Genomic DNA, 25,015 nt, shown 5'->3' on the forward strand with positions numbered 1-25,015 from the left:
AGATTGATAACTAATATTGTACTTTTGTGTTGTATTTCAAAAAATCAGTGGGAACACCATTAACACCATATAATACCGGCGAAAGCAAAAAGGAGCAAGTGGCGACGATGTTTAATAACGTGGCTGGCACTTATGACTTCCTGAACCATTTTTTTTCCATGGGCATAGACAAGCTGTGGAGACGAAAACTGGTAAAATTAATCGGCACCACACAGCCTAAGAAAATCCTGGACGTAGCTACCGGTACCGCTGACTTAGCGATAGCCGAAACCCAACTTCATCCGGAGCAGATTATTGGAATAGATATTTCAGAAAAGATGCTGGAAGTAGGGAAAAAAAAGATTAAGCCATATCCGAACATATCCCTTCAGTTAGGTGACAGCGAAAACCTGCAGTTTAAAGAGGGCACATTTGATGCGGTGAGTGTATCGTTTGGCGTTCGCAATTTTGAAAATGTACCCAAAGGGCTCGCAGAAATGCGCAGAGTGCTGAAGCCCGGCGGCAAAGTGTTTATCCTGGAATTTTCAAAACCTACCAATTGGTTTTTTAAAAAGCTATACTATTTTTATTTTTGCAACGTTTTACCTTTTATCGGCAAGTTGGTCTCGAAAGATGCCAGCGCATACAGCTATTTGCCGGAAAGTGTCAGACTATTCGCGGATGGAGAAGAATTTGCGGCACTTTTACAGGATGCCGGCTATAAAAACATTACATGTACACCACTGACCTTTGGCATAAGCACCATATACATTGCAGAAAAATAATACTGTTGTTATTATTGTGCATCCCTGCGTTGGTGTTCGGCCAGCGCAATGCGATGGAAAACGATTTGAAATTTTCCAGAAGACGCTACCACTTCGGCATTCATCTTGGCGGAGGATTTTCAGATTTCATGGTCAAGCACAACGAAGCGTTTGCCCTCAGCGACAGCATCCTTTCCGTCAAATCAAGATTCGGAATGGGCTTTGAAATCGGTGCACTGGGCAGTTTTCACATCAATAAGTATGTCGAATTCAGGACACTGCCGAGTTTTGTGTTTTCCAATAAAAACATCACCTACGATTTTGCCGACGGCACCACCAAACAAAAGACCATTCCGCAAATTTTCTTTGAAATTCCTTTTGAAATGAAATTCAAGACTGAACCGCTTAAAGATATCAAACTGTATCTGGTAGCCGGTTTAAAATATGCATACGACCTAGGAGGTAATTTCAAATCCAGGAGAGACCCGGATATGCCCAAACAGTCTGCACATGATTTCGGCGTAAATTATGGCGTAGGGATGGAAATTCATTTCCCCCTATTCATTTTATCGCCTGAATTTAAAGTATTCAATTCTGTGCTGAATATACACAAACAAAACAACGACCTGGTCTATTCCAAATACATGAGAGGGTTGTACAACCGTTCCTTTACATTTTCACTGAATTTTGAAGGGTAATTCATATTCCCGAAACGGTTTCATCCAGTTTCTCATTAATAGACAGCCTCAAAGCATTCATGGCATCTTCAAAGCTGATATTGTTATTGACGACAATATCACATTCGGATTTGTAAGGCAGGATATATTTCTGGTAAGACGGAAAAACATGGTGCTGATAACGGTATAAGACATCTTCAAGCGGGTAATTGCGTTCAATCTTATCACGTTGTATGCGTCGGATAAGTTTGATATGTTCATCCGCATCGATGAAAATCTTTAAATCCATCAGGCTGGACACATCCGCAAAATGGAAAACAAAAATACCTTCAATAACAATTACAGGAGCGGCCTTATAGGTCACCAGGCCGGGTTCTGCATCCGGATTGTTGTAGGTATATTCTTTTAAAACTACCTCTTCACCGTTCAATAACCGGAGGACATCCTTATGGTACTCCCGCTCCCTGAAGGATTCCGGCAAATCGAAATTCTTCTCGTTATTGGCATCCGTCACCTGTTCTTCCCTCGGCTTATAATAATTGTCCTGACTGAGAATACATACCTGATCCGGTGAGAAACTGCGGGCTAATTCTTTGACAAAAGTGGTCTTGCCGCTGCCGCTGCCTCCGGATATTCCAATAACGAATGGTTTTTGGTTCATGGTGTTCAAAAAAATGTTTCCCAAAACTAATGAAAGGAAATTATCTTACCTATTTTTAGGGCAAAATTTCACCATGCAACTATTAGACGGCAAAAAAACAGCAAAAGACATCAGAACGGAAATTGCGGCGGAAGTGAAACAGTTGAAACTAAGCGGTAAAAAAACGCCCCACCTGGCGGCTGTCTTGGTAGGGGACGACGGTGCCAGTCAGACCTATGTGAACAGCAAGGTAAAATCCTGTGAGGAAGTGGGTTTCAAGTCAACACTGGTAAAATTGAAAAATGATATCACCGAAAATGAATTGATTACGCAAATCAATTTACTGAACAACGACGATTCGGTGGATGGTTTCATTGTGCAATTACCTTTACCAAAACATATCAGCGAAGAAAAAATCATATTAAGCATTGCACCGGAGAAAGATGTGGACGGATTCCATCCCATGAATGTGGGCAGAATGACATTGAACCTTCCTTGTTATGTCTCCGCAACACCGAAAGGTATATTAGAACTGCTGAAACGCTATGATATCGAAACAGAAGGAAAGCATTGTGTCATCATTGGCAGAAGCAATATTGTTGGCTTACCCATGAGTATTTTAATGGCCAGAAAAGGTAAAACCGGCAATTGTACCGTTACCCTTTGCCATTCGAAGACTCAAAACCTGAAAGAAGAGACACGAAGGGCGGATATCATCATCGCCGCTTTGGGTAAACCTGAGTTTTTAAAAGCGGACATGGTCAAAGAGGGCGCTGTGGTGATTGATGTCGGCATTACGCGGATAGAAGATAAAACCAAAAAATCCGGCTACAAGCTGCTGGGCGACGTGGCTTTTGAAGAAGTCAGCAAAAAGTGCAGTTATATCACACCGGTACCGGGTGGTGTGGGTTTAATGACAGTAGTCTCCCTGCTGCAAAATACATTAAGTGCGGCAAAAGAAGAATATTACCGGAAAGCTTTGAATTTCAGTGTGGATGATATCTGATTATAAAGCAGGATGCTTTACTATAAAATACGGATTCAATAAATTTTCACGATTATATAGCAGCGGTTGATGGTTATCAAACCTTAAAACCTCTGCACCTGCTTCGGTCGCTACGATTTGCCCGGCGCAGGTATCCCATTCCATCGTTGGTCCCAGGCGCGGGTAGACATCCGCTTTTCCTTCCGCCAGCAAACAAAACTTAAGCGAACTCCCGGCTGCCACAAAATCTACATTCGTAAATTTTAATTTCTGTTGGTCAACATACTCCAGTAATTCCGGTGTTTGATGAGAACGACTGCCCACTATTTTAAGCACACCGCCTTCCGCCAAGGTTCGTATTTTCAAGGGGGCAGTTACCCCATTTTCTATTTTGAAACTGCCCTTATCTTTTTCTGCAAAGTAAGTGATATTCTGAGCCGGAACATGCACCACGCCCAGTATCGGCTCACCATTTTCCACCAATGCGATATTAACGGTAAACTCTCCGTTCTTTTTGATAAATTCCTTTGTTCCATCCAACGGATCTACTATCCAGCATCTTATCCAGTTTTTGCGGACAGCATAATCAATCAGTTTATTTTCTTCTGAAATAATCGGAATAGTGACATCTAAGGCCGACAAGCCGTTTACAATAATATCATTCGCATTTTTGTCGGCAATTGTTAACGGTGAATTGTCGCTTTTCAGTTCGACAGAAAAATCATCCTTATAAATATCCAGTATGGCATCACCGGCCTGAAGGGCAATAGAAATAACAGATTGAATCATCAGACAGAATAAGTAAAATTAAAACTGGCAGTTTCAGCAAACGGGTTTTGCATGTCTTTCTCACTCAGGATAATATCCTGTTGCGGAATCATCCAGTCAATATTCAAGGCCGGATCGTTGTATGCAATACCTCCTTCGGAGGCCTTATCGTAATAATTATCGCATTTATATAAGAACTCACATGTTTCGGACAGTACTGCAAATCCATGGGCAAACCCTTTTGGAATCAGCAGTTGCAATTTATTCTCCGCTGACAATTCCAGGGCGAAGTGTTGTAAAAATGTAGGTGAACCTCTTCGGATATCCACCACCACATCCAGCACTTTCCCTTGTGTTACCCGCACTAATTTTGTTTGAGCTGCAGGATTATTCTGATAGTGCAACCCTCTTAAAACACCATAGGATGACTTGGAATGATTATCCTGGATAAAGTCATAGTTCAGTCCGGCTTCCTGCATTTTTTTTGCATTATAGCTTTCATAAAAGAAACCTCTGTTATCAGCAAAAACAGCAGGTTCAATAATAAATAAATCAGGTAAGGGGGTGGGTAATACTTTCATCTTAAGGAATCCGCTTTATTGTTTTGTACTTACGCTTTTGATCAGATTTTTGATATTTTTCCAGTAATGTCTCTTGAAATACACAGCAAGCACAATCATAATATCGATTATAATCCCGAACATCATGTAAGTGATCAGCTGACTTCTGGTAGAGACCATATTTACTGCCAACGGCAAATGCGGTTCATCAATAGTCTGGAATAACGGCATGATTGACTGCAGGTTTGTTTTTGAACCTTCCAGTGCAGTTGCGGTTTGAGCATAAAGCCCTTCTAACAATCCTTTATTTCTGATATACCTTGTTTCATTCAGGTCAGCCTTGTATGTAACAAGGTTATTGGCTTTGTCTTTATAGTCCGCCAGGTTATATTCCGAATTTTCCAGCTGCGCCTTCACATACGCCAGTTTCTCTTCCAGGAAGTCCACCGTTATTTTAGCTTTTCTGGTTGCCCGTTCGATATAATAGTCCGTTAGGTTATCATAGAAACACTCACACAATAATTTTGAAAATTCCTCATCGCCTGTAGTAACAGTAATGGAATATATTTCCGCTTCGTTATAATCAACGGATACCATACCCCTGATACCTCCTAAAATACCCTTAAACACCAGATAATCCTGGATACTCATATCTTTTACGGTGATTAATTCCTTAAAATAGCTTGTCTTGTATCCGGAATAGAGGCGCAGGTAATGATTCGCCAGAAAATCTTCTCTTCCTTTAAAGACAATCTTTTTAAAGACCATCTTGGAACCTACTTTTTCGGTAAAGGCATATTCTTTCAATTTCTTAGGATTGGCAAAACTGGAGTTGGTGGTTTGAAGCAGGTTAGAAAATGACCCCCCTCCACCGGGCACCTGCGGTCGTTCTTCCGAGAGGAAAAAGGTAATCTTGGCTGTATAAGTAGGTTTTACCTGCTTCCCTTTGTAATAGCCATACAAGGACATCAGAATAATGGGAATAACAAGAAGAAACGCTAACTTACCAACGATGGAAAAGAACTCCTTCAAGAATGCAATAAATAAAATCAGCCCCTGATCTTTGGTTTCAGGTACCGTTTCATTTTCTCTTTTCTCAGCAGGAGGAGTTATGACGTCCGTTTCTTCGTTGTTTTCCATCTCTTGCCTATTTATTGGTATTTCTCACAGTTAAGAAAAGTAAATAAAGCGTCAGGACAGAAGATATGGCTGAAATGGTAGCCGTTAAAATCTTCTGAAGCTTTTGTCCCGCTTCTCCGCTAGATACCCTTGTCCTATCCTTTTTAATTTTAGCCTCCTTGGAAGGTATCACTATCGTAGATCCTTTTTCTACCTTAGGGTAATTTTTTCCAAACATGGAACGGCGCGTTCCCAGTATTTGTCCGTTTGGACGGATAACATAGGTTTTCAATCTGTATGCGCTATCACTAAAGCCAGCGCCATATTTATAGATATAATATTTGGCGTCTTTTCCTTCCGTAAAGGGCACATACAAGTGTTCCGGTTTTTTCTCCGTAGGGTAATTAAATTGTCCTTTTAAAGCCACTAAGTCCTTGATTGCGGGCACATCTATTACATCCCCCTTCTTAAGCACATAGTTAAACTTGGATGTTTTGTATTTGATAGCCTTTGAAACATCCGTCAGGATATCGCCTATCCCGTCTTCTGTCCGATACAACCGGGCGCCGTCTGCATAAGCAAAGCGTGTGAGACCACCTGCACGTTCAATGACAGAAGACAATCGTTCGTCTTTTGTTGTCAGCACGTAATCACCGGGGTAAAGCACCTCTCCTTTAATCGTTACCTTCATCTGATATTCAAACTCCGGAGTTGGCCGAACGTAAATCTGGTCATAAGGTTGCAGTTTGATGGAATTTGCAACCGGGTCTTTTCCGATATTTTTACTGATACTGTAATTGAGTATGGTCACCTGAGTAGGTACCGACTGGGAAATGGCCTTATCGTAGTTTGCTATCCGTGCAATCTCAATTCTGTTTGATGCCGCTTCCATTTTAAAGCCTTGTGCCAGAATCAACGCATCTGCCAGTGTCATACTTTCCATGTATGGGAATGTGTCCGTTTTGCGCACCATTCCGTTGACTTCCACATAATATCTGTCAATTCTTCTTAAATCTTTCAGTACATAAATCTTGTCCCGTTTCTTGAGTTTAAACGTATCCATCGACAGGTAATTATCTGTGGTATCTATCTTAAAGGATATCAGTTTTTCCGTTAAGTCATCATTGACCCGATAGATGATGACTATCTCCAATACATCCCTGAATGTCAGCAACATGTTGTCTTCAGAAGTTTTATCTTCGATCACTCTGTTTAAATCAATTTTGAAGGAGTGCTTTCTGAAATCATCAAAATTCGTTCTGATCAAGTAAGCTTCCTCCAAATAGGCATCTTCTTTTAATCCTTGTGCTTTTGTAATTAAATCCCAAACCCTGTCGCCTTCCTGCCATTGATATCTTCCCGGCAGCAATACAGACCCTAAAATCTCATTGTAGTTCTTAATCTTTTCTGGAATAGAACGAACGCCGATGACATCTCCATTCTTTAATTCAATCTTGCCGCCCACAATTCGGATACTGTCAAGATTATAATCTATCAGAATTTGTTTGTTTTCTTCGAAACGCCTTATCTGAACCACTTTTGTAAATGCATCCGGTTTGTAATTCCCGCAAAACTTCAGGAGGTCTTCGAATGTTTCTCCGGGCAGCATTTCATATTTCCCTTCGCGGTTTACGGCACCTTCCACCTTCACAATATTCTTTTGTGCCGGCACGTATATATAGTCGTTGTTGTCCAGGAAGATATCATCTTGCTTTTCGGGTGTAAACAAGAATTTGTACAAGTCGAATTTCCGGATAATTTTTCCGTCGCGTTTGATTTGTATATCTCTGACGGAGCCTGATTTCGAAGGGCCGCCTACATAAGCCAGAATGTTGTAAGCCGTATTGATGGCGGGAAAGGTATACGAACCCGGGTTTTCTACATCACCGACAACATTGATGGTTATAACGCGTGAATAGTTGATGGATACATCAAAATCTGATTTATCAATCATATAGGCATTTGCAAAACGGGTCTTTAATAATTCTTTAGCCTGTAGTAACGTCAAACCTTTTAAGTAAACACGTCCGATATTTTCCTGTTGGATATACCCGTCCTTATCAATATAAAATAGGCGGTTATAGTCCGCATAACCCCAAATGGAAACAACGATCTGGTCACCGACACCCAGTATATAATTGGAGGGTGGTTTAATATCCACGGCATTATTAAATATCTTCACATCTTTTTGGCGGAAATAGGTAAACCCGTAAATATCCACCGTATCTAACCTGGCTCTTAATTCCCTTGTCGCTGTTGCCGTAATCTTCTCCACCGTTTCGGAAGCCTTTTGGGCTTCCTTTAATAATTTATCCGGCGTATTGATATTACCTTTTACCTCATTGGCATTGGTTGCATTACCCAATGATCCGGCCTGTTCATCCGCATCTTTCGATCTTGGATTAAACCCTTTTGCAATATCCTGCGATTTTTTTGTTTCCTCCACCTTGATTTCCCCTTGTTTTATCTGAAGGGTATCTTCAATCTTCTTGAAAATATCCTTTATAGACGGCTCAGGATTGGCTGGCGGGATAAACGGTATGATCAGCTGTGCATTGCCTATCGAAAAGCAAAAAAGCAATCCACTTAAAATCACTATCTTTTTTATCATTTTCATTGTATGTTATTTCTTTTATTTGGATACATTTAAAGCCATTCGTCATGAAAACAGGTCATTCTTTAAGTCATATCAAGCCAATTCGTATTGTTTTTTATAATAATTCAGATACTCGCCGGATGTAACATGCTTCAGCCATTCTTCATTTGCCAAATACCAGTCGACCGTTTTTTTCAGCCCATCTTCAAAGACCAATGACGGCTTCCAGCCGAGTTCGTTCTCCAGTTTGGATGCATCTATGGCATATCGCTTATCGTGTCCTGGTCTGTCTTTTACATAAGTTATCAACTGCTCAGAAGTACCCTCCGGACGGTTCAGCTTATGATCCATTATCCTACACAGCAACCTTATCAGGTCGATATTCTGCCATTCGTTAAATCCGCCGATATTGTAGGTCTCCCCTACCTTTCCTTTGTGGTAGATAACATCAATCGCGACAGCATGATCCTCTACAAACAACCAGTCTCTGGTATAATCACCTTTGCCATATACCGGAAGAGATTGGTTGTTACTGATATTATTGATGAATAGCGGTATCAATTTTTCCGGAAACTGATAGGAGCCGTAATTATTGGAACAATTGGAAATAACCACAGGCAAATCATAAGTATTGTTATACGCTCTTACAAAATGGTCGGAACTGGCTTTTGACGCAGAATACGGCGAACGTGGGTCATAGGATGTTTCTTCTGTAAATAATCCTGTTTCACCCAAACTGCCATAAACTTCATCCGTGGAAACATGGTAAAATATTTTTCCTTCAAAATTTCCTTTCCAGCTTTCCCTGGCTGCATTCAGCAAATTAACCGTCCCCACCACGTTCGTCATGATAAATTCAAGCGGATTCAGGATAGACCTGTCTACATGCGATTCTGCTGCCAGATGGATAACGCCGTCAAATGCATATTTACAGAACAGATTCCTGACGTGCTCCGCATCCACGATATCAATTTTCTCAAACGTATAATTGGGTTTGTCCTCGATATCCCTCAGGTTTTCAAGATTCCCTGCATAAGTCAGCTTATCCAGATTCACAATGTTGTAATCCGGATATTTATTGACAAACAGCCTCACAACGTGTGACCCGATAAATCCTGCTCCTCCGGTAATCAAAATTGTCTTCATATCCTTATAATGTCCAATGCTGTAAATTGGATATTTTTGATGTGTACATATTCTTTATATCGACTAAAATAGCATCTTTATTTGCTAAGTTACTAAAATAATTTTCATCCAGTTGTTTATAAGCATCATGAGAAACGGCCACTATGATGACATCGTATTTCCCTGATGTGTCTTTTTTCAGTTCAACGCCATATTCTTCATGCACTTCCCAGGCATCGGCCATCACATCTACCATTTCAACATCCATATGGAATTCCTTCAATTCATTGTAGAGATTAAACACCTTGGAATTTCGGATATCCGTCACATTCTCCTTAAAAGTAGCCCCCATGATCAAGGCTCTGCACTGAGATGGGTTTTTTCCTTTTCCCAGCAAAAACTGCACCACTTTCTTCGCTATATAATTCGGCATACCATCATTGATGTTTCTGCCGCTAAGGATGATTTGAGGTTTATATCCCAGTTCGTTGGATTTATAAGTTAAATAATATGGGTCCACTCCTATGCAATGTCCGCCCACCAAACCAGGCTGAAACTTCAGGAAATTCCATTTAGTTCCTGCCGCTTCCAATACGTCGTAGGTATTGATATCCATTAAATTGAAAATCTGGGAGAGCTCATTCATCAGGGCGATATTCAAATCCCTTTGTGTATTTTCAATCACTTTAGCAGCCTCCGCCACTTTGATGGAAGCTGCTTTATAGACACCCGGCTCGATAATGGAACCATAAACCGCCGCAATATTTTCCAGCGATTCTCCATCACAACCGGAAACGATCTTGGTGATCTTTGTTAAAGTATGCAGTGTATCACCCGGATTGATTCGCTCGGGGGAATAGCCCACTTTGAAATCTTCTTTATATTTTAATCCGGAAAGCTCTTCAATAACAGGGACACAATCTTCTTCCGTACAGCCGGGGTATACCGTTGACTCAAAGACCACATAATCTCCTTTCTTGATAACTTTTCCGATCGTTCTGGAAGCACCGGTCAACGGCTTTAAATCCGGCACATTATGTTCATCCACCGGCGTTGGAACCGCTACGATGAAGAAAGTTGCTTTTTTCAGAACATCATTATCGGCGGTAAAAACAATATCACAACCTTCAAAGGCAGAAGCAGGCAGTTCGTTGCTGGGATCCATATGATTGGACATCATTTCCACCCTTTTTTCATTGATATCAAAGCCAATGACTTTGAATTTTTTAGCTAATTCGAGGGCAATGGGCAACTCGACATACCCCAGGCCCAATACGCCTATTATCTTCTCTTTTCGGGTAAATAAATCTAAATATTGCTGTTCGTGTGACATTTTACGAGTACGAAATGGCAAAAATACGAATTTTTCAGTTAAATATTTCAGTATAAACGGTTAACAAATAATAAGTTTGCCTTAATTTCCGATAGTCCGCCTATAAGCCTAATTTTGTGAAATATGGGATTCTGTTACTCGATTCTAATTCAATGTTACCATTTGGCCATCCGTTTTGCAGCGCTTTTTAGCAAAAAAGCCCGAAATTGGCTGGATGTAAGAAAGAATTGGCAGGAAGAATTATTCGAAAAAACGACCCCACACAGCAGCTATTGTTGGGTCCATTGTGCCTCTGCCGGTGAATTTGAACAGGCCATCCCTCTCCTTCAATCATTAAAATCAACGGATAATTCTCTAAAAACAGCTGTCAGTTTTTTTTCTGCTTCCGGATTTGAACTTTATAAAAACTCCGGTAAAGCCGACCTGTTTTTTCATTTCCCCATTGACACCAAAGAAAATGCGTGCAGGTTGATTCAGCTTCTTCGTCCTGTTTTTGTATTATTTATCCGCAATGAAATCTGGTGGAATACACTCTCACAACTCAAAACAAAAGAGATTCCTGCTTTTTTAGTTAATGCGCCGAATTGGCAGAAACGGTCACTTATCTACCAAAAATACCTGGACAGGTCCTATCCGCTTTTTACAAAAATATTCGACACTTCCACTTATGGGGATACCAAACTGGAGCAGGTATTGGCAAACAGAAATGAAGCTTTTGCTGATTCTGTTTTAGAGGATTTTTGCAAAGATGCGGAAGTCATACTTGTTGGAAGCAGCTGGCAAACGGAAGAGTCCTATATCGCTTCCTTCTATCAGTCACACCGCACTGAATTTCCAAATCTAAAAATCATTCTTGCTCCGCATGACTATGACGAATACAAAGCGGTGGAATTAAGGAAATTATTTTCTGCCGGTCAGGCAGCTGACATGGATGATGTGGCTCTATACAGTTCATTTATCCATAAAAACAACAATCCGCGAATTCTGTTTCTGGATAAAAAAGGGATTCTAAAATATGCCTACCGGTTTGCGGCAATCGCTTTTATTGGTGGCGGTTTTGACAAAACGGTTCATAATGTTGCAGAGGCTGCCGTATACGGTATTCCGACAACATTTGGCCCTAACTTCATAAAGTTCGAAGAAATTGTCAGTTTAACAAACCAGCACATTGCTTTTCCGGTCAGCAATTACGAGACATTGGAAGATACTTTGCTTGAATGGCTTTTAGATCATAAAAAACTGACCGAAATAAACAGCGGGCTGAGTATCTATTTTGAGCAACAATTAATGACCTCCGGACGTATTATTGCCGAAATTTTAGCACAAAAAAATTCCCGCCGGTAGGGCGGGAATAGAGCGTGTTTTTATAAGATTCCGACTTCTAATTGAATCTTTTCTGCAATAAATCCATAAAACGATCCACCGCAGTTGTTTTAGTATCCCAATTGAATTTATTCCACAGATTATCTTTACAGAAATTTTCCGCCGCACTGAAAGAATTCAAGGCATCAATCTGCTTTAATCCTTTTTCATATTCTGCAAACTGGTTTCCGAACAGTTCCCGCACAAAAATAAACTTATCGTTCAATGCGATGGATTCACTCAATGTCTTGCTGATGGCGGTATGTACATTTTCTAAAACCGTTTGAGGTTTAAAAATCTCATTTAAAGAGGACGGAGTCAATTCTTCCACGACCGTTTCCACTTCTCGCTCTACCACCAGCACAGACTCGTTACCAAAAGAATTACCGTTATTTTCCGGAAGGAATGATGAAAGCGCTGATGAAAAAGTTTCCTGCAGTTCTTCCTTTTCTTCTTCAAAGAATTCAAAAAGTTTAGGCTGGCTCTGTTGTTCAAACTTTTCGAACAACAAAGGTTCTTCTTTCTTCTTATCAGCCAATTCTTCGGCTAAAGTAAGTGGTTTCTGCTCCTGAAATTTAGACAGCACACTTTCGACTTCTGTCGTTAATTTTCCGACAAAAGTTGTATCAGATACTGCATTTTCGCGTACCTCCTCTACCAAAGACATCACGACAGGCTCTTCCACTTTATTAACCGCATAATCTTCCGTGATGATGTTATCTACGGCATGCGTTTCGTTCACCAAGTTGTTTTCCGTGCGTTCATTCAATGCATAGTCCTCCGTAATGATACTTTGAACAAAGGTCACTTTCTCCCCTTCCGACTCCTGAACCAGTTTATTGATGGAATAATCTTCCGTAATAATGCTCTCCACAAAAGGAAGTACTTCAGTTTTTTCAACGATATGCTCTTCCGTTTCATTAACAGCGTAATCTTCCCTGATAATACTTTCCACCAGTGGTGTAATCTCCATCGTTGCTGCTTCTGCAGTTATATGTTCCTCCGTTTCATTTTCCATCAGAGGTATTTCCAGTCTGTTTTCATCTAACGCAGGTGATTCCAGCTGATCCATTGCTTCCGCTACAATGTCCTCCTGGAGTTCTGAGTTTGTCATATCTTCCACATTCGAGAGAGATGCTTCCAGTTCCTCTACATTAGACTGTTGTTGTACCTGAACGATTTCCTTTTCTTTTTTAGGGATAAATGTTTCCTCTATTGTTTCCGATGGAGTAAAGGAATTTTCTTCTTTCTGGCTTATTACTAAAGAGCGTTCGATATCTTCGATTCTGTCGATACTGGTATACAGGTATTTTTTCATCAGGAGCAATTCATCTCTTGACATGGTACCTTCCGACAAAATAGTCTTGTTTAAATTAGAAACTACCGTTAAATAGTTCTCTATTTTTTGCAAAGCTTTTCTTATTTCCATCTGTTTTAGTAATTTGAGGTGAAATTATAAGCTAAATTTTAAAATTGTCAAATGTTTTTAGAACCAAATGTTAATAAGTCTAAATCGGGCTGGATAGAGGTGGTATGCGGTTCTATGTTTTCCGGGAAGACGGAAGAGCTGATCCGGAGATTGAAAAGGGCGAAAATCGCCAACCTAAAAGTAGAGATCTTCAAACCGATGATTGATACGAGATACCATGAAACACAGGTGGTATCACACGATTCAAATACGATCATGAGCACACCTGTAAGCAGTTCTCTAAACATTTTACTGTTGTCCAATGATGTGGAAGTGGTAGGCATTGATGAAGCGCAATTTTTTGATGAAGGATTGCCGGAGGTTTGTGAACAGCTGGCAAAAAACGGGGTGCGTGTCATTATTGCCGGATTGGATATGGATTTCCAGGGCAGACCGTTCGGGCCTGTTCCTGCGTTGCTCGCAAAAGCGGAATACATCACCAAAGTTCATGCTATCTGTGTACGTTGCGGTGCTTTGGCAAATCATTCCTATCGATTAGTAGAGAGTGATACGAGAGTGCTGTTAGGGGAAAAAGAAAGCTATGAGCCGCGGTGCAGGGATTGCTTTACAAAAGGCATGGAAGGTCAGCATGGTAAGAACTAATTATTCATTCATCATAACGCTATAGGATATGAAACTGGCTGGAATCGAATTACCTAAAAGCATACACTTAGGCAATAAGGAACTTTTCTTTAACGGAGCCGCTATCCGTTCCAAGTTTTTTATACAGACCTATATCATTTCCATGTATGCCGAAAAGCCGATTAGGGATGAAAAAGCGGGTATTGAAAGTGATATTGACAGAAGCCTGCGCATGCAGATCATTACGCCGTTAGCCACCTCAAAAGCAGTAAGTGAAAATATTCAAAGCGGTATGAAAAACGGATTAGGCGCCCTGTATGACAAACAAAAAGATTTAATTGAGGATCTGAGAAAAGTGATAGAAACCTCCGGCGTGCAGTATAAAGACATTATAGATATCCATTACACCACTCAGCATGAACTGAAACTCTACAAAAACGAAAAGGAAATTTACCATAATAAAAATGGAAAATTATTCGCACAGACCATCTTTGGGATGTATCTGGGGAAAACCCCGAAAGATATAAAAATCAAACATGCCTTGTTAAACGGGCACTAAAACCGAAACGCCATGTTCCAAAAAATAATGTTACTCATCCTTGCCGGATTCCTCCTGCTGATTGGAATCATAACGTTCAACACCGTTACGGCTCCTGACAAGCAAATCAAACTGGCTGCAAATCCTGCGCCTGCCCTGACGGATAGTTCTTTGAGCCATTTTCAGCAGGCCATCCGGTTTCAGACCATCTCTTTTGGAGACACCGCAGACTGGAAAGCGGAGCCGTTCATCCAGTTCAGGCAATTCCTGGAAAAAACCTACCCGCTGGTGCATCAGAAATTAATCCGTGAAATTATCGGCGGGTACAGTTATCTGTATAAATGGGAAGGCAAAAACCCTCAAATGAATCCATATATTCTGATGGCTCATCAGGATGTCGTACCCATTGAAGAAGCTACAAAAGAGATGTGGACAGTAGATCCGTTTGCAGGCATTGTCAAAGATGGATACATTTGGGGACGCGGCACTACAGACGACAAAATCAATCTCATTTCCATTTTGGAAAGTGCAGAAAAGTTACTGCGAGAAAACTACCGGCCGGAACGAACCGTTTATTTTATTTTCGGACACGACGAAGAGATCAGCGGTAAAAAAGGCGCGGTAAAGATTGCCGAATTACTGGAATCCAGAAAAGTGAAAGCGGATATTATTCTGGACGAAGGCGGATTTGTGACCAGAGAGAAAGTACCGGGATTAAAGAAACCCGTGGCTTTGATCGCTACCGCTGAGAAAGGATATGTTACACTTGATTTAACGGTCACGAAAAATGGCGGTCACTCATCAATGCCGGATAATGAAACGGCTTTGGATATACTCTGTAAAGCAATTGTTGAGCTGCGTTCACATCCCTTTAAAGCGCGTTTTGTGGAATCCACCAAAGATTTTTATGGAATTTGTCGGCCCTGAAATGGGTTTCCCCAGCAATATGGCCATGGCCAATCCAACATTATTCAAAAAAATGATTCTATCGAATTATGCAAAAAGCGGCAGCGGTAATGCCATGATCCGGACAACCGCAGTTCCCACCATTATCCACAGCGGCATGAAGGAAAATGTCATCCCAACGGTAGCTGAGGCAACGGTGAATTTCCGTTTACTTCCCGGCGATTCAGCTTCTGCTATTATTCAACAGGTAAAGAAAATCGTACATGACGACAGGGTAGAGATTCAAGTGAAAAACAACAATATTGCCGAAGGTACGCCTTCCGCCTCTGCAAACAGTGTTGCCTTCAAAAAAGTAGACAGCCTTATAAAACGAAGCTATGAGCATGTCTTGAGTGCTCCGTTTCTGCTGGTAGGCGCCACCGATTCCAGGTATTTTTATAAAGTATCAGACAACATCCTTAAATTCAGTCCGATGGAAGATCCGATAGGATTTCATGGTATCGATGAGCGTGTAAGTCAGAAAAGTTTTCAGCACTCACTCTGGTTTTTTGAGCAGTTCCTGAGAAGCTGCAGATAGTTCAGAAAAGACTGAAATCAGTTGGAACAAGAGGGGCTGTTAATTAAACAAGTCTTTCATATCTTCATCCATCTCTTCATCCTTACTGAAGTTAAACATGGCGGAAGTAATATCGGAAAACTGATTTCCCTGCTCCAGTTGGAATTTACTCAACAGTGAATAGGCTGCCATGCCGTGTAAAATAAATTCCATCCAGATATTCAAGTCCTGTTTGGTCACCCCCATTACTTTTCCTAAAACCAAATCGCGCAAACCGGTCACTTCATCCAACTGGCCGGCATATACTTCATCCGAAGCTTCAGTCAGCAAATCGATGACATTACCCGCTTCAAAATAACTTTGTACGGTTTGGTATATCGTAGTCTCCTTCTGTTGCGATTTCTTTTTCCTGGGTTTTGTGGGATTGGGGAAATACTGTACAAATAAATTGCGGATAGCCTTATCTACAATATTCTGTGCCACCCGCATCGGACCTTCCTGTTCCCCTTCATAAACCATCTCGATCTTCCCGGTTATGGCCGGAAAAACCCCTGCGAAATCCGAAATACGGGCCACCGTCTGTTTTTCATTATTCAGCAGGGCACGACGTTCGGCCGTACTCACGAGGTTTTCCATCGCAGCAATGGTCAGGCGTGATGACACCCCGCTCTTTTCATCCACAAACTCACTGTCCCGGGCGGCAAAAGCGATATGCTCGATCAGGTCTTTTATCAACTCGGGGATAATAACTCTCTGCTGCTGCTCATCGCTTAACTGAGCTTCCTGTGCTGTAATAGCTTTGGAATCTTCAATGGTTTTGGGATAATGCGTTAAAATCTGGGATTCAATTCTGTCTTTCAGCGGCGTAACGATACTGCCGCGATTGGTATAATCTTCTGGGTTGGCGGTAAATACAAACTGAATATCGAGGGGAAAGCGGAGTTTAAAACCGCGTATCTGCAAATCTCCTTCTTCGAGCAAATTAAACAAAGCCACCTGAATCCTTGCCTGCAAATCCGGCAATTCGTTGATAATGAAAATACTTCTGTTGCACCGTGGAATAATACCAAAGTGCAGCACCCTTTCATCTGCATAGTGTAGTTTTTGCGTGGCGGCTTTTATCGGGTCCACATCACCAATCAGGTCTGCCACCGTTCCGTAAGGTGTCGTCAGCTTCTCGGCGAACTGTTGGGAGCGGTGCACCCATTCCACCGGTGTTTCATCGCCGTTGATTTCAATCAGGTCTTTTGCATAACGGGATAAGGGCTGCAAGGGATCATCCAGTATTTCACTGCCTGCAATAACGGGAATATATTCATCGAGCAAATTGACCATTTGCCGTGCGATGCGCGTCTTGGCCTGTCCGCGTAAACCCAGCAACAGGATATTATGTTTGGAAAGAATCGCCCGCTCCACATCCGGAATCACGGAAGTATCGTAGCCGATAATCCCTTCAAATGCTTTTTCTTTCTTTTGCAGTTTTTGAATAAGATTATCCCTCAATTCCTGTTTAATAGATTTGGTCTGATAGCCTGATTTTTTCAGCTGACCTAAAGTTATGATTGTATGCATATGATTGAAACACCGATTTGGATGATTTGTTACACTTATTGGATGGAATTTAAACTTTTATTATTCCCCCAGGAAAACACTTTCTCGAAGAGTGGCAGCCATTTATGCGATCTTATTTTTGACAGGAAAAACACTTCGTGTTCCTTTTCTTTCATACCCATTTCTATTAGAATGGCATCATGCCGGGTAATGTTCAACTGATTGAATAATTCTTTCATGTTAAAATACTCGCTAACATTGCCGCTTTCCAGCCTGCCTGCAAAATACATGGGCATAAACCAGCCAATGACATAACAGCTGTAGCAGATAATCTTTCCAATGAGGTAGTATTTTATTTCATAATACGCAGAAACCCGAACCTCATATTCCTGCATGATCCTGAGTACCTCCGCCCGGTGCTGCCATTCATCGTTTTCAATCTCTTTTATCCTGGTTTTATCCTCTAGCACATTCACAGCACCTGCATGCCCCTTATAGGCAAATGAAGCGGCACGTTCAGCAGAATAAGCCAATTGAAGAAGGTTAATTAATTCGGGCTGCAGTGATATCATGCAACAAAATTACAATTATATTGCCTTAATTTTCTTTAATAAAGATAAAGCGACGTCTTTCCCTGTTTGCGCACCTCCGTTCATGAATCCCTGAAACTCGTCGCTGCAGTGCTCCCCGGCAAATAGGATATTTCCGACAGGCTCACTGATGTACGGCATGATATCCGTCCATTGCCCCGGGAAAAAGGCAGAATACGACCCTTTAATGATTTTTGACTTCGGCCACCACGCGATATCGGCATTATCGTTGAATTTATTTTTCATACCCGGATATATCTTATCGAGAATCGGAAGGTACCTATTCACAAACTGCTCTGTATCCTTTTTATTTTCCGCCATATAAACGGCATCTTCCCCCCCTAAGAACACCGTATAAATACCCGGTCCTTCATTTTCATTCTGCCCGAATGAACTATCCCAGCCGTTGTGAATCTTATCATTAAACAGATAACCTATCGTCTTATGTTTGGTTCGCCAGATGCGTTCTTCAAACCCTAAGAATAATTTAGCATTTTGCCCGTAACCCAGTTCCTTAATGGCCCGTCTCTTTGTTTTGCTCATTTCCACATTTATCGTTACATCCCTCAACACAGAAAAAGGTGTGGTCAGGATAACATAATCCGCATAGGCGGATTTACCATTTGCAAAGATGAGCGAATAGCCTGAATTGGCTTTATTGATTTCCACTAACTGATGTTCGAGATGAATATTACCCACAGCAGCGGCCAGTTCGTTGATGAGCGAAACAACCCCGCCCTTGATGGAATAACGTTCATCACTGTCTCCGTACAGTTCCACTTCATTATTTTCATTTACACCGAGTATGTCAATGAAATTCAATGCTGAATTATCCTGCAAATCCAGTCCAAATTCTGACAGATAGGAGGCGCGCAACAATTCTTTCAGCCAACCCGACACGCCCAGCCTTGCCAAATACTCATCTAAAGTCAGCCTGTCCAAACGAACCGCATCGGGTGTATCATAATTATCCCCGCAGGATATGGCATCTTTTTCTATTTGAGGAAGAAAATTCTTAAACTCATTAAACACCTGCTTCATGGTATATCTTTTATCGTTTATGATATACCATTCCCTGTTTTCACCTTTGTGTAACGGGTCTGCAGCATAATCATTCATCTCCAGCTTAAACTCTTCAATCAAATGCAGCATTTCTTTATGCCCTGTATCCACAAACTCTCCGCCTATATCCAGTGTAATGCCGGGTAAAAACTCGGCAATGGTATGCATACGCCCACCGCAGCGTTTAAGCATATCAAATATTTCATACTGGACGGCACCTGATTTTTTGAGATAATGAGCGGCATTTAAACCGGCTATCCCGGCACCGACAATGGCCACTTTAGGTTTAAAGGCTGAACCGGAAGTGCTGGCACCGTTATTTTTGCCGTTGTTTGACTGACAGGCGGTGATGCCTGTTAATGAAGCTGCAATAGCGATTCCGGCGCTTGCTCTTGCAGACTTGCTTAGAAAATCTCTTCTGGAATAATATTGTTTTTCTTCCCATTCCTCATTATCCATTCCGGAAAGATAAACTTTGGATTGACGCTGCAATCTGTTGAGTAAAGGGCTTTTGAAAGTTGCCATAATTTTGGTTTTTGTTATGACAATTTACAAAAAAAATCAGAACTATCTTACTCTTCGCTTTTTGTTGCGTTCGTAATCTTCAAAAATAAAATCCCCCAACCCATCCAGGGAAGTGTAGAACGCTTTTCCTTTATTGATTTCCGTGAATTCATGCACGTACTGCTGCAGATAGGCGTCTTTTGCAATCATAAAGGTGGTAATGGGAATATTCAGCCGCCTGCACTGTGCGGCATAGTTGTAACATTTATTGATAATTTTCCTGTCCAGTCCAAAACTGTTTTTATAATAGGTTAACCCCTCCTTCAGACAGGTGGGCTTTCCATCCGTAATCATAAAAATATGTTTGTTTGAATTTTTTCGTCTGCGTAAGATATCCATGGCGAGCTCCAAACCGGCTACGGTATTGGTGTGGTATGGCCCCACCTGCAAATAAGGTAAATCTTTCACTTGTATCTGCCAGGCATCATTACCAAACACTATTACATCCAGCGTATCTTTCGGATAGCGTGTCATGATGAGCTCACTCAGTGCCATGGCCACTTTCTTAGCCGGAGTAATCCTGTCCTCCCCGTACAATATCATGGAATGGGAAATATCAATCATCAGCACCGTGGAAGTTTGTGCCTGGTATTCCTGCTCCATCACTTCCAGGTCGCTTTCCCGCAACAGAAAATCCTCTGATGCGTGATTGATCTGTGCATTGCGTAAGGATTCTGTCATGAGTATCTGCTCCGGTTTATCGCCAAACTGATACGGACGAACGTCGCCTGTCGGTTCATCGCCGTTGCCGCCATAAGTAGATTTGTGGTTACCGCGTTTTGACTTTTTAATTTTTCCAAAAGTATCTTCCAGTGATTTTTGACGTATCGTCTTTTCCATTTTGGAAGTTATCTTCAATGCATCACTTCGTGGATTTTCCTGTTCAAGATAACCCTTATCCACTAAATCACGTATAAAGTCTCCTAACCCGTAATCGTTATTGGTAAGGTTGTATTGCTTATCCAAATCGGTCAGCCATTCCAGCCCCTCTCTCACATCCCCGGAAGTATACGTCAGCAATTGGCGGAGTACATTAAACAGCTTATCAAAATCAGCAGACTGCGAATCTAAAAGGGGAATATATTTGGTGAAGCGGTAACCTAACATTTGAATAATGTATGAAGTTAAAAAATTATCCAATATAAAACACCGGCAATAGATTAATGTTTAGGATTCACATGCATGCACTATCCATCAGAATATTGAAAAAACAATGGGATTGAACCATAATTTATCCTAATTGTTTATGTAAAAAAGAAAAAATGAAAAGATTAGTATTGAGTATTTCCCTTATGATATGGCAATATTCATTTTCAGCTGATTTTATGCATGATCTTGGCTTAGGCTTCTGGTCTAAAATCCGTAACAATAACACCGGACAGCCAACAAGCTATGGACCGCATATACACTATATGCCCAGAATTAATTTTCGCATAAAGGACAACATATCATTCTCTGTTGCTTCCCCTCTTGCGATTGGCGCAAGATTTCATCCGACGGAAGGTAACTTTTTTCAGCTGCAATTGCCGGCAACACTTTTAATGTATTTTGGTCATGGTGCATTTAAGAAATAAAAACATAACAGTACTATCGGTGGATACTTTGGAGCAGGATTTAATTATATTCTGAGTACATCGGGATCATCCAGAGAGAGTGATTATGGAATAATCTCTTTAACAGGACTACGCTTTTATACACATCACCACAGTATCGGCGTGCATGTGCAATATACACATGACTTTAGATTTAAAAATAATTTTGTAGGTACCGGATTGTATTATACATTTGGATATTTTGATTAGAAACGCTCACACATTTTTTGCAGCATTTAACAAGCTGCCGTCTGTTATTTATTTTTTCAATACTCTCACGTTATATGCACCGGTATTGGTCTTGTCGTACACCGTTTCATAGATGGAAATATAGATATTGCCATTTTCTGCGGCGGTGCCTTCCAGTTTGGAACCTACAGGTTGTGTCACACCATTCTCACCAATCTTATACACCAATGAACCATATTTAATTTCCATTCCGTCAGAATAGGCAGCATCTTTGACACCGCTCAAATAGCCGTCAGGGCCATATGTGCCTCCGGATAAGCTTTTCAAAATTATCTTTCCATTTGCGGAAATACTGAATTTATCGCCGTTTATTACGCTTACCCCTGTATTCAGCCAGCCTTTGTTATTTTCATTTCCGGATATGTAATAATTCGCCTTTAATTTATAGTTCCCGTCACCTACGATTGCATTCTCATCAATGGTAGAAATATCCATGCTTTCAATCTTTTCCCGTTTGAATGTCAGGGTCCCGTATTCGGACTGAATCGTAACCTCCGAAAATGCGATAGAGCCTTCAATGGTATTGACACCATCAAAAGAAACGGCATCATTGATGGATTGCCCGGAAGGCAAATTGGCTTTTTTATACAGTTCATCTGTCAACTGTTCTATCGTGTAGTTATCCAAATCGGATATCTTATAAAAAGGATTTTGGGTAAAAGTCAAAACAGAGGATAATACAGGCGTTCCATAAGCAAGGAGCCTTTCATAAATTGGCTTTGCCTCTTCCTCCGTTTTAACGGATTGGAGTTTATTCAAATCAGGCAACACCGCACCGTCTTTTGTTTTATCGGACGGGATTCCCAGTTTCATATTGGTTATTTTTTCTACGGGGATGTTCAATGTACCGTAAGGATTTACAATCGAAATTTTGGACAATGCCGCTTTACCGGTAACCACGTCGCCATTTTTCAACCTGACCGTTATCTGCACATTTCCGGCAAAGAGAGTTGTTGTTACTGACAGTGACAGGAGCAGGAGAAAAGAGAATACATTTTTCATGTTTTATATTTAATAACTAAAAATACACCATTTAAAACAAATGTATGGAAGAAATATTGCAGGGATTTCAAACCTTAACAAAAGATAAGATTAGTTTCCGGCCGGGGCAGATATGCAGGGTTTGCAGGAAGCCAACTCAAGATAGGGTGGATTATCCGCTGCCGACCGGTGGATAAACTGTTTGACGACAGCACCTTTATAGATTAAGAAAATACCAGGCATCTGGTACACATCGGCTCCGTCAGGTGATGTTACAAAAGCACCTTTCGTTAACCACAGATAGAGTCCTCTCACCCATACTTTAAACCCAAACAACTGTGAGACAGTCCCTCTTTTGAGCTTAAATGCCTTATATAACAATGACTCCGGGTCTGAAATGTATTCAACATCGGATAGATTATGTTTTGCCAGTTCCTGCAAGCCGGTTTTTTCGTCCAGCATATTCACCACAATTATTTTAGTGCCCTCCTGTTCTATCTTATCTTTATATCTCCTGATGTTATATAAAGTCTCTTTACAAAAAGTACAACCAAAATGCCTTAAAAAAATCAACATCACCGGTTGTTTATCTGCCAGCTCAACCACCGTATGATTGTTGTTTGTAATAAACATTTCGAGCAATTCATCCGTAGAGAGATGATTCATGCGTATAAGTTCATTATCGAGTAAATACTGCAGCTTGTATGCGTTATACAGAATCCATGAAAACGGAAACAGCCAGATGATATGATTCAGTACAATCATCTTGAAAATAATTGAGTTTTCAGTGTGATGCAAGACACTGTTTAGAAAAAACAGGATTATGATCAGCTTGTTGATAAAACCAAGTAAGACTATTCTCCAGTGACGAACAGGACTCGATGAAGCCAGAAGATAACCCGCCCCTAAGATAGACGTATAAAAACCAATCACCTGCCAGAGCTCCATGTAATTGGGAAATGCCATATTGGATAAACGAAAGAAAAATGCCGGAAAAAAGACAACGGAAAGCCCCAAAAGCAGGTGATAGACCCCTGCAATGTATAACAGTACCTTAAACGATCTTGAATCTTTATGCTGTATCATGCTCATGATAAAACTATCAACAGCAACAGCGTAAATTTGTTTAACAGAAACCTATTATTTCAGAAAATCAAGCAATTCCGCCAATGTAATAACCGTCTGCTCACCGGATTTCATGTTTTTCAGCGCAATTTTACCCTCCTGCAGTTCTGTTTCGCCGATGATGCAGACAAATGGAATATTTTTCTTATCACAATAGGCAAACTGCTTCTTCATTTTTGCATTTTCCGGATAAAACTCGGTATTGATATCGTTTTTCCGGAGTGCAGCTACCAGTTTTAAAGATGCTTCCAATGTCGCTTCACCAAAATTGCCGACCAGAACCTTGGTGGATGTTCGTACGTCTTCCAGTAAATTAAGCTGCTGCATCGCCGTAAAAATCCTGTCCAGTCCCAAAGTTGTACCCACGGAAGGCATTTCATTCCCTGTAAACATCCCAATGAGCGTATCGTACCTCCCCCCCCCTGTTAAAGAACCGATATGTGGATGCGCTGGCAGCTTGGTTTCAAAAATGGGCCCGGTATAATAGTCCAAACCACGGGCCAGTGAAATGTCAAATTTGAAAAACCCGGATGGAATACCTAACGTGTCCAATATTGAAAACAGCTGATTTAATTCCACAATTCCTTCCTGGCAAATATCAATGTCTTTTAATTCGTATTTTAAATGATCCAACGTAAGTTCCTTCTCCATCAGATCTTCCAGTTTCATAATGGAATCTGCACTGATATTTTTTTCCGACAACTCCTTCTCCACTTCACGCCATTCCACCTTATCCAGCTTATCGATGGAACGACAGATTTCCTGTGTAAAACTTTCATCTAAGCCAATATAACGAACCAGGCCGTTCAAAATCTTACGGTTATTTATTTTTATCAGAAAATCAGTGAATCCCAGCTGGCTGAGTACTTCATATGTAATGGCCACCATCTCCGCATCTATCACGACAGAAGTACTGCCTACACAATCGACATCACACTGGTAAAATTCCCGAAACCTTCCCTGGTGCGGCTGCGGCCGGTCGGCACGCCATACCGGCTGTATCTGGTAGCGCTTGAATGGCAATGTCAATCCTGGATTCATGGCCACCACACGCGAAAAAGGCACCGTTAAATCATAATGGAGCGCAGCTTCGTCTTTGCTGCCGTTTTTATAATTCAGCCGGTAGATCAACCTGTCGGCATCTTCGCCATACTTACCGGTCAGCACATCCAGATATTCAATAGCAGGAGTTTCAAGAGGGGCAAACCCGTATTTTTTAAACGTGTCCCGCATCACCTGCAAGATGCGTTCCCTGTGCAGCATCTGCTCGGGTAAAAAATCCCTGGCTCCTTTAAACGTTCTTGGCTGTATCATTTCAAAAAGTAAATTACGATTGGTATTAG

Annotated in this window: 24 protein-coding genes; 9 read left to right on the forward strand and 15 right to left on the reverse strand. The window is 41.1% G+C overall.

Annotated elements, in window-relative coordinates; genetic code table 11:
* Positions 1-107: 107 nt before the first annotated feature.
* Both ubiE and IPM95_04685 read left to right on the forward strand, forming a co-directional pair.
* Positions 108-764, forward strand: a complete 657-nt coding sequence (ubiE, locus tag IPM95_04680) for a bifunctional demethylmenaquinone methyltransferase/2-methoxy-6-polyprenyl-1,4-benzoquinol methylase UbiE (GenBank protein ID MBK9328610.1) — start codon at positions 108-110, stop codon at positions 762-764.
* Positions 713-1,441 (forward strand): PorT family protein, encoded by a 729-nt coding sequence (locus tag IPM95_04685; protein ID MBK9328611.1) that lies wholly within the window; start codon positions 713-715, stop codon positions 1,439-1,441. The genes ubiE and IPM95_04685 overlap by 52 nt, the downstream gene beginning before the upstream one ends.
* Position 1,442: 1 nt before the next feature.
* On the opposite strand, the gene IPM95_04690 is transcribed toward IPM95_04685, so the two are convergent.
* Positions 1,443-2,081 carry an AAA family ATPase gene (locus tag IPM95_04690; GenBank protein MBK9328612.1) on the reverse strand — a complete coding sequence of 213 codons (639 nt, stop codon included), beginning with the start codon at positions 2,079-2,081 and terminating at the stop codon, positions 1,443-1,445.
* 73 nt (positions 2,082-2,154) lie between these two features.
* Here IPM95_04690 and folD point away from each other — a divergent pair, with 73 nt between their 5' ends.
* Positions 2,155-3,066: a bifunctional methylenetetrahydrofolate dehydrogenase/methenyltetrahydrofolate cyclohydrolase FolD gene (gene folD, locus IPM95_04695; GenBank protein ID MBK9328613.1), complete on the forward strand. Its 912-nt coding sequence runs from the start codon at positions 2,155-2,157 to the stop codon at positions 3,064-3,066.
* Here folD and cysQ read toward each other — a convergent pair whose 3' ends face one another.
* The 6 genes from cysQ to IPM95_04725 form a co-directional block, all read right to left on the reverse strand.
* On the reverse strand, positions 3,067-3,834 hold the full coding sequence (cysQ, locus tag IPM95_04700; protein MBK9328614.1) for a 3'(2'),5'-bisphosphate nucleotidase CysQ: 768 nt from the start codon (positions 3,832-3,834) through the stop codon (positions 3,067-3,069).
* Positions 3,834-4,394, reverse strand: coding sequence for a dTDP-4-dehydrorhamnose 3,5-epimerase (gene rfbC / locus IPM95_04705; protein ID MBK9328615.1), 561 nt, complete (start codon positions 4,392-4,394; stop codon positions 3,834-3,836). The genes cysQ and rfbC overlap by 1 nt, the downstream gene beginning before the upstream one ends.
* Before the next feature lie 15 nt (positions 4,395-4,409).
* Positions 4,410-5,513 carry a hypothetical protein gene (locus IPM95_04710; protein MBK9328616.1) on the reverse strand — a complete coding sequence of 368 codons (1,104 nt, stop codon included), beginning with the start codon at positions 5,511-5,513 and terminating at the stop codon, positions 4,410-4,412.
* A 7-nt stretch (positions 5,514-5,520) separates the two neighbouring features.
* Positions 5,521-8,109, reverse strand: coding sequence for an SLBB domain-containing protein (locus IPM95_04715; GenBank protein ID MBK9328617.1), 2,589 nt, complete (start codon positions 8,107-8,109; stop codon positions 5,521-5,523).
* 72 nt (positions 8,110-8,181) lie between these two features.
* Positions 8,182-9,234: a dTDP-glucose 4,6-dehydratase gene (gene rfbB, locus IPM95_04720; GenBank protein MBK9328618.1), complete on the reverse strand. Its 1,053-nt coding sequence runs from the start codon at positions 9,232-9,234 to the stop codon at positions 8,182-8,184.
* A 4-nt stretch (positions 9,235-9,238) separates the two neighbouring features.
* Entirely contained in the window at positions 9,239-10,546 is a 1,308-nt protein-coding gene (locus IPM95_04725; GenBank protein ID MBK9328619.1) for a nucleotide sugar dehydrogenase, read from the reverse strand.
* 123 nt (positions 10,547-10,669) lie between these two features.
* Between IPM95_04725 and IPM95_04730 the strand changes: the two genes are divergently transcribed.
* Positions 10,670-11,890 carry a hypothetical protein gene (locus IPM95_04730; protein ID MBK9328620.1) on the forward strand — a complete coding sequence of 407 codons (1,221 nt, stop codon included), beginning with the start codon at positions 10,670-10,672 and terminating at the stop codon, positions 11,888-11,890.
* Positions 11,891-11,927: 37 nt separating this feature from the next.
* Here the strand turns inward: IPM95_04730 and IPM95_04735 are convergent, their stop codons facing one another.
* Positions 11,928-13,337 (reverse strand): hypothetical protein, encoded by a 1,410-nt coding sequence (locus IPM95_04735; protein MBK9328621.1) that lies wholly within the window; start codon positions 13,335-13,337, stop codon positions 11,928-11,930.
* Between the two features lie 51 nt (positions 13,338-13,388).
* Here IPM95_04735 and IPM95_04740 point away from each other — a divergent pair, with 51 nt between their 5' ends.
* The 4 genes from IPM95_04740 to IPM95_04755 are packed head-to-tail and all read left to right on the forward strand — an operon-like array spanning position 13,389 to position 15,979.
* Entirely contained in the window at positions 13,389-13,979 is a 591-nt protein-coding gene (locus tag IPM95_04740) for a thymidine kinase (GenBank protein MBK9328622.1), read from the forward strand.
* Between the two features lie 28 nt (positions 13,980-14,007).
* The gene (locus tag IPM95_04745) at positions 14,008-14,517 is read left to right on the forward strand and encodes a chalcone isomerase family protein (protein ID MBK9328623.1); all 510 of its coding nucleotides are present in this window, start codon (positions 14,008-14,010) and stop codon (positions 14,515-14,517) included.
* A 12-nt stretch (positions 14,518-14,529) separates the two neighbouring features.
* Positions 14,530-15,423: a M20/M25/M40 family metallo-hydrolase gene (locus IPM95_04750; protein MBK9328624.1), complete on the forward strand. Its 894-nt coding sequence runs from the start codon at positions 14,530-14,532 to the stop codon at positions 15,421-15,423.
* Complete coding sequence (locus IPM95_04755) at positions 15,404-15,979, forward strand: peptidase dimerization domain-containing protein (GenBank protein MBK9328625.1); 576 nt, start codon at positions 15,404-15,406, stop codon at positions 15,977-15,979. Before IPM95_04750 ends, IPM95_04755 begins: the two co-directional genes overlap by 20 nt.
* 39 nt (positions 15,980-16,018) lie before the next feature.
* On the opposite strand, the gene IPM95_04760 is transcribed toward IPM95_04755, so the two are convergent.
* Genes IPM95_04760 through IPM95_04775 form a run of 4 tightly spaced genes read right to left on the reverse strand, consistent with a single transcriptional unit; the run spans position 16,019 to position 20,832 of the window.
* Entirely contained in the window at positions 16,019-17,530 is a 1,512-nt protein-coding gene (locus IPM95_04760; protein MBK9328626.1) for a magnesium chelatase, read from the reverse strand.
* A gap of 35 nt (positions 17,531-17,565) precedes the next feature.
* Complete coding sequence (locus IPM95_04765; protein MBK9328627.1) at positions 17,566-18,081, reverse strand: hypothetical protein; 516 nt, start codon at positions 18,079-18,081, stop codon at positions 17,566-17,568.
* 15 nt (positions 18,082-18,096) lie between these two features.
* Positions 18,097-19,686 (reverse strand): FAD-dependent oxidoreductase, encoded by a 1,590-nt coding sequence (locus IPM95_04770; GenBank protein MBK9328628.1) that lies wholly within the window; start codon positions 19,684-19,686, stop codon positions 18,097-18,099.
* Between the two features lie 42 nt (positions 19,687-19,728).
* Positions 19,729-20,832, reverse strand: a complete 1,104-nt coding sequence (locus IPM95_04775) for a hypothetical protein (GenBank protein MBK9328629.1) — start codon at positions 20,830-20,832, stop codon at positions 19,729-19,731.
* 155 nt (positions 20,833-20,987) lie between these two features.
* Between IPM95_04775 and IPM95_04780 the strand changes: the two genes are divergently transcribed.
* Positions 20,988-21,299 (forward strand): hypothetical protein, encoded by a 312-nt coding sequence (locus IPM95_04780; GenBank protein ID MBK9328630.1) that lies wholly within the window; start codon positions 20,988-20,990, stop codon positions 21,297-21,299.
* A gap of 276 nt (positions 21,300-21,575) precedes the next feature.
* Here IPM95_04780 and IPM95_04785 read toward each other — a convergent pair whose 3' ends face one another.
* From IPM95_04785 to hisS, 3 genes are all read right to left on the reverse strand, one after another.
* Positions 21,576-22,568 (reverse strand): hypothetical protein, encoded by a 993-nt coding sequence (locus tag IPM95_04785; GenBank protein MBK9328631.1) that lies wholly within the window; start codon positions 22,566-22,568, stop codon positions 21,576-21,578.
* Between the two features lie 90 nt (positions 22,569-22,658).
* Positions 22,659-23,639, reverse strand: coding sequence for a redoxin domain-containing protein (locus IPM95_04790; GenBank protein MBK9328632.1), 981 nt, complete (start codon positions 23,637-23,639; stop codon positions 22,659-22,661).
* A gap of 48 nt (positions 23,640-23,687) precedes the next feature.
* On the reverse strand, positions 23,688-24,986 hold the full coding sequence (gene hisS, locus IPM95_04795) for a histidine--tRNA ligase (GenBank protein MBK9328633.1): 1,299 nt from the start codon (positions 24,984-24,986) through the stop codon (positions 23,688-23,690).
* Between the last annotated feature and the right edge of the window lie 29 nt (positions 24,987-25,015).

Source organism: Sphingobacteriales bacterium, from assembly GCA_016719635.1.
Lineage (GTDB): Bacteria > Bacteroidota > Bacteroidia > Chitinophagales > JADIYW01 > JADJSS01.